At 66.1% G+C, this 5,422-nt stretch carries 3 protein-coding genes and 1 pseudogene; 3 read left to right on the top strand and 1 reads right to left on the bottom strand.

Going from position 1 to position 5,422, the window contains the following annotated elements; genetic code table 11:
- Window positions 1-774 (bottom strand): annotated as a pseudogene (locus X803_RS22135) (hypothetical protein); the annotation flags it as partial.
- 301 nt (window positions 775-1,075) lie between these two features.
- Between X803_RS22135 and acs the strand changes: the two are divergent.
- The 3 genes from acs to X803_RS0105920 all read left to right on the top strand — a co-directional run bounded on the left by acs (window position 1,076) and on the right by X803_RS0105920 (window position 5,382).
- The gene (gene acs / locus X803_RS0105930; RefSeq protein WP_026544421.1) at window positions 1,076-3,058 is read left to right on the top strand and encodes an acetate--CoA ligase; all 1,983 of its coding nucleotides are present in this window, start codon (window positions 1,076-1,078) and stop codon (window positions 3,056-3,058) included.
- Between the two features lie 109 nt (window positions 3,059-3,167).
- The gene (gene aroQ / locus X803_RS18135) at window positions 3,168-3,644 is read left to right on the top strand and encodes a type II 3-dehydroquinate dehydratase (protein WP_051470511.1); all 477 of its coding nucleotides are present in this window, start codon (window positions 3,168-3,170) and stop codon (window positions 3,642-3,644) included.
- A gap of 4 nt (window positions 3,645-3,648) precedes the next feature.
- Window positions 3,649-5,382, top strand: a complete 1,734-nt coding sequence (locus X803_RS0105920) for a dipeptide ABC transporter ATP-binding protein (protein ID WP_051470510.1) — start codon at window positions 3,649-3,651, stop codon at window positions 5,380-5,382.
- Window positions 5,383-5,422 lie beyond the last annotated feature (40 nt).

Here is a 5,422-nt window from a genome sequence, read left to right as displayed (position 1 = left end):
GGGAGCTGCCTGTGCGCTGTCCTCAGCGTTGCCCTGTCCCGCCGAGAACGGCACCTGCTGGTTGCCCGCGCCCTGGCCTGCCGCGTAACCCGCAACGGCGTAGCCCGCGCTGCGGCCGGTGCTGTTGGGGCCGTCCGACGCCGGCGCGGCCTTCGATCCGGGCCGGAAGTTCTTCCAACCGCCTGCCTTCTCTGAGGCGTCGGCTTTGGGTGGGCGCGGCCGGGCCGGAAGTGCCTCCCGGGCGATCGGGTGCGCGGAGGACGAGGGCCGTCCGGTGAAATCGCTCTTGAATACCCCGAGGTGCGGACCCCCGACCGTGGCCACGAGGAACCCGATTGATCCCAGCAGTGCGATGAATGATCCGATGCCGAAGGTGGTGACGGTCTGCAGGAAGAAGAACGCCGCGGCGAAAGCTGCGGTGACAGAGGCGAACTGGTCAACCGACAGCGAACCGACCCGCAGGTGCCTAGCGCCGGACCGGCGGCCAATCAGCAGTGCGAGTGCGGCGACCGGCAGCAGTATTCCGATGCCGAGGAAGAACAGCGGGAACGCCCGCCACAGGTTCACGCCGTCCACAAAGGGCAGGATGGTGCCGGTGAACATCACCAGCACGGAAACGCCGATCACGGTCTCCCGCAGGGTGAACGGGCCGGCGACTGCCTCGGGCCCGGCGGAGCTGGAGGGATCAGCAGGGGTCTCGGACCGGCCGGGTTGCCGCACCGGCGAGCTATGCGCGGTGCCTGCGCCGCCGTCGTACTGGCGCTGTTCGGTCATGTCTGGATTCTCCGTTTCATAACGGCGGCTGGTGCCGCAGTCGCAGGTGCCGAGGGCGTTGAGCCGGATTCGGATTTCTCAGCCAACCCTAGTCAACGACCACTTCCTTTCCTACCAATGATGGGACATGTCGGCGCACCGTGCTCGCCGTTCACCGCAGAATGTGTGCCATTCGCATCCGGATTGTGACTGCCCGCACACAGAATGGGGGAGGCCCCCGCTAGTGTGGGACACAGCACATTCGCGGGTCGTCGACGTCGTTCAGGCCTGCCTCCGCACCGACCTGCCGAAGGGGTTCACAATGTCTGAAAACACCCAGATTTCCACGGGTGACGCATTCGAAAATCTGCTGCACGAGGAGCGCCGATTCCCGCCCAGCGAGGACTTCGCCGCCAATGCCATCGGCTCCGCCGACCTCTATGAGCAGGGCAGGGAAGGCCCCGAATTCTGGGCCCGCCAGGCACGCGAACTCCTGACCTGGCACGAGGACTTCTCGCAGGCGCTTGACTGGTCGGAAGCGCCGTTCGCCAAATGGTTTGTCGGCGGAAAAATCAACGCCGCCTACAACGCGCTGGACCGCCACGTGGAGCAGGGCCGCGGTGACCGCGTCGCCATCCACTTTGAAGGCGAACCGGGCGATACCCTCACCTACACCTACGCAGAACTGACGACGGCGGTGAAGAAGGCTGCCAACGCCTTCCAGTCCCTCGGCGTGGCCAAGGGCGACCGCGTGGCCGTCTACCTTCCCATGATTCCTGAGGCCGTCATCACCATGCTGGCCTGCGCGCGCATCGGCGCCGTGCACTCCGTGGTGTTCGGAGGATTCTCCGCCGATGCCCTCCGGAGCCGGATCGACGACGCCGAAGCGAAGCTGGTAGTCACCTCTGACGGCACCTACCGCCGCGGCAAGCCCAGCCCGCTGAAACCGGCCGTGGACGGCGCCCTGGAACGTCCGGGACACACCATCGAGAACGTGCTGGTGGTCAAGCGCAACGGGGAGCCAGTCGAGTGGACCGAGGGCCGCGACGTCTGGTGGCATGATGCCGTGGGGTCGGCCTCCGACGAGCACACTGCCGAGGGACACGATTCCGAACACCCCCTCTTCATCCTCTACACCTCCGGAACAACAGGAAAGCCGAAGGGCATCCTGCACACCACCGGCGGTTACCTGGCGCAGACCGCCTTCACGCAGAAGTACACCTTCGACCTGCATCCCGAAACGGACGTCTTCTGGTGCACCGCGGACATCGGCTGGGTCACCGGGCACAGCTATGTTGCCTACTCCCCCCTCGTCAACGGCGCCACCCAGCTCATGTATGAAGGCACTCCGGATACCCCGCACCAGGGGCGCTGGTGGGAGCTGGTGGAAAAGTACAAGGTCTCGATTCTGTACACCGCCCCCACAGCCATCCGCACCTTCATGAAGTGGGGGCGCGACATCCCCGCGAAGTTCGACCTCTCCTCGATCCGGGTCCTCGGATCGGTCGGCGAACCCATCAATCCCGAGGCGTGGATGTGGTACCGGGAGATCATCGGCGGGAACGGGGGCCGGGCGGAGGGCCGCGCGCCGATTGTGGACACCTGGTGGCAGACCGAGACGGGCGCGCACATGATCGCCCCGCTTCCGGGCGTCACGGCATGCAAGCCGGGCTCCGCGCAGGTTCCCATGCCGGGTATCGCCGTCGACGTGGTGGACGAGATGGGGCAGTCGGTACCCAACGGGGCCGGCGGCTACCTCGTGATCCGCGAACCGTGGCCTGCCATGCTGCGCGGAATCTGGGGCGATCCGGAGCGGTTCAAGGAAACCTACTGGTCCCGTTTCGAGAACATGTACTTCGCCGGTGACGGTGCAAAACGGGACGAGGACGGCGACATCTGGCTGCTCGGCCGCGTGGATGACGTCATGAATGTCTCGGGGCACCGCCTGTCCACAACGGAAATCGAGTCCGCACTGGTGAGCCATCCGTCGGTGGCGGAGGCCGCCGTCGTCGGCGCTTCTGACGAGACCACCGGTGAAGCGGTGGTTGCCTTTGTGATCCTGCGCGGCTCTGCGGCCCAGGATGACGACGTCGTCACCACCCTCCGAAACCATGTGGGCAAGGAGATCGGGCCGATCGCCAAGCCGCGCAACATCCTCGTGGTACCGGAGCTGCCGAAGACCCGCTCGGGCAAGATCATGCGCCGCCTCCTCAAGGATGTTGCGGAGGGCCGCGAGGTGGGCGATGCCACCACCCTGTCCGATCCGACGATCATGCAGCAGATCGCCGCGTCGCTGCGCAAGTAGACCCAGCGTGCCCGGGTTGCCGCATCCGTTCTGGCGGCAACCCGTGCGCGTTGCGAAACCGGGTGCGCGACGCCCTTATCCGCGGTTCGCCGTGGGGCATAGTTAAGCCATGGCGACCACTACCCTGCTGATCCTCAACGGCCCCAACCTGAACCTGCTTGGCACCCGCGAACCGGGTGTCTACGGCTCGAACACCCTCGACGACGTCGAGAAGCTGTGTGCCTCCGCCGCCGGCGCGCACGGCTGGGCCGTGGACTGCAGGCAGTCCAACCACGAGGGTGAACTGGTGACGGCCATCCAGGAGGCTGCAGGAACCGCCGACGGGATCGTCATCAATGCCGCCGCCTACACTCACACCTCGGTGGCCCTGCGGGATGCGATCAGCGCGGTGGGCCTGCCCACCGTGGAGGTGCACATCAGCAACGTGCATCGCCGCGAGGAGTTCCGGCACCACTCCTACCTGTCGGCCGTGGTTGACGCGGTGATCGTCGGGGCGGGGGTGGACGGGTACCGACTGGCCATCGATCACCTCGTCCGGAAACTCACGCGGCATGACCTGATGCAGGGCGGTTATGAGGGACGATAGAGCCATGACGGAAATCACCTCCATCGACAACGCCGTCGATGACGCCAAGAACGCGCCCATGCTTCAGGTGAAGAACCTGGCAGTCAGCTTCCGCACCACGTACGGCGAGGTCAACGCCGTGGAGGACGCCAGCTTCACCCTTCATCGCGGGAAGACCCTGGCCATCGTTGGCGAGTCAGGATCGGGAAAGTCCACAACCGCGATGGCCTGCATCGGGTTGCTTCCGGGCAACGGGCGGGTCACCGGCGGAAGCATTCTGTTCGAGGGCCGCGATCTCGTTCCCCTCCCGGAATCGGCAATGCGAACCATCCGCGGCCGGGCTATCGGCCTGGTTCCGCAGGACCCGATGTCCAACCTCAATCCCGTCGCCAAGATCGGCACCCAGGTGGCGGAAACGCTGCTGGTGCACGGCCTCGCGGACAAGAAGAACGTCAAGGACCGCGTCGTCGAGGTTCTGTCCGCTGCCGGCCTGCCGGACGCCGCCGAGCGTGCCAAGCAATACCCGCACGAGTTCTCCGGCGGAATGCGCCAGCGCGCGCTCATCGCGATCGGCATGGCCTGCCGTCCCCGGCTGTTGATTGCCGACGAGCCGACCAGCGCCCTCGACGTCACGGTGCAGCGCACCATCCTGGACCAGATCGACACCATGACCGAGCAGCTCGGCACCTCGGTGCTCCTCATCACCCATGATCTCGGGCTGGCAGCGGAGCGTGCGTCAGAGCTCGTGGTGATGCATCGCGGCCGTGTGGTGGAAACCGGGCCGGCCGCGCAGCTGCTGAACGATCCGAAGCACCCCTACACGCAGTCCCTGGTCCGCGCCGCGCCCAGCGTGGCCGCCGTCCGGTTGAGGCCGGGCGCCTATCACGAGGACGCCGCAAAGCGCACTGCCGTGGCGCAGGCCGCGTTCGAGGAACACCAGGCCGACGCCGACTCGGTGGAACAGGCCGCGCCGACAGACAACATCGTAGAGATCCGGGACCTCACCAAGATCTACAAGCGGCGCGGCAGCTCGGAGGACTTCTACGCCGCGAAGAACGTCACCCTGGACATCCCGCGTGGGCAGACCGTCGCCATCGTGGGCGAGTCGGGCTCCGGCAAGACGACGACGGCTCGCATGCTCCTGAAGCTCATCGAGCCCACCTCGGGCACCATGACGTTCGACGGCATGGACGTGGCCACCCTGGACAAGGCCCAGCTTGCGGACTTCCGGCAGCGGGTGCAGCCCGTCTTCCAGGACCCGTATTCCTCCCTGAACCCGATGTTCACTATCGAGCGCATTGTTGAGGAGCCCCTCAACGCGTACAGGCGCGGGTCGAAAAGGGAGCGTGCAGCACGGGTGCGTGAGCTGATGGACCAGGTGTCCCTGCCGCACAACGCGCTGCGGCGGTATCCCTCCGAGCTCTCCGGCGGCCAACGGCAGCGCGTCGCGATTGCCCGGGCGCTGGCACTGAAACCCGAACTCATCATCTGCGATGAGCCCGTGTCCGCCCTCGACGTACTGGTTCAGGCCCAGATCCTCAGGCTTCTGGGTGACCTGCAGTCCGAGCTAGGGCTCAGCTACCTGTTCATCTCCCACGACCTCGCGGTGGTACGGCTCATCTCCGATTACGTCTGCGTCATGAAGGACGGCGAACTGGTCGAGGCTGCAAGCTCCGAGGAAGTCTTCCAGAACCCCCGCCATCCCTACACCCGCAGGCTCCTGGCGTCGATCCCGGGCAACGAGCTCAACATCGCCTAGCGTCCCACCCGATCCCCACTCTCCCCTATTCCCCTTCCCC

Origin of the sequence: Arthrobacter sp. 35/47, from assembly GCF_000520475.1 — a bacterium.
In the GTDB taxonomy this organism is placed as follows: domain Bacteria; phylum Actinomycetota; class Actinomycetes; order Actinomycetales; family Micrococcaceae; genus Arthrobacter_D; species Arthrobacter_D subterraneus.
Note: the sequence above shows the minus strand (reverse complement) of the source record. Positions and strands in the feature narration are given on the sequence as shown.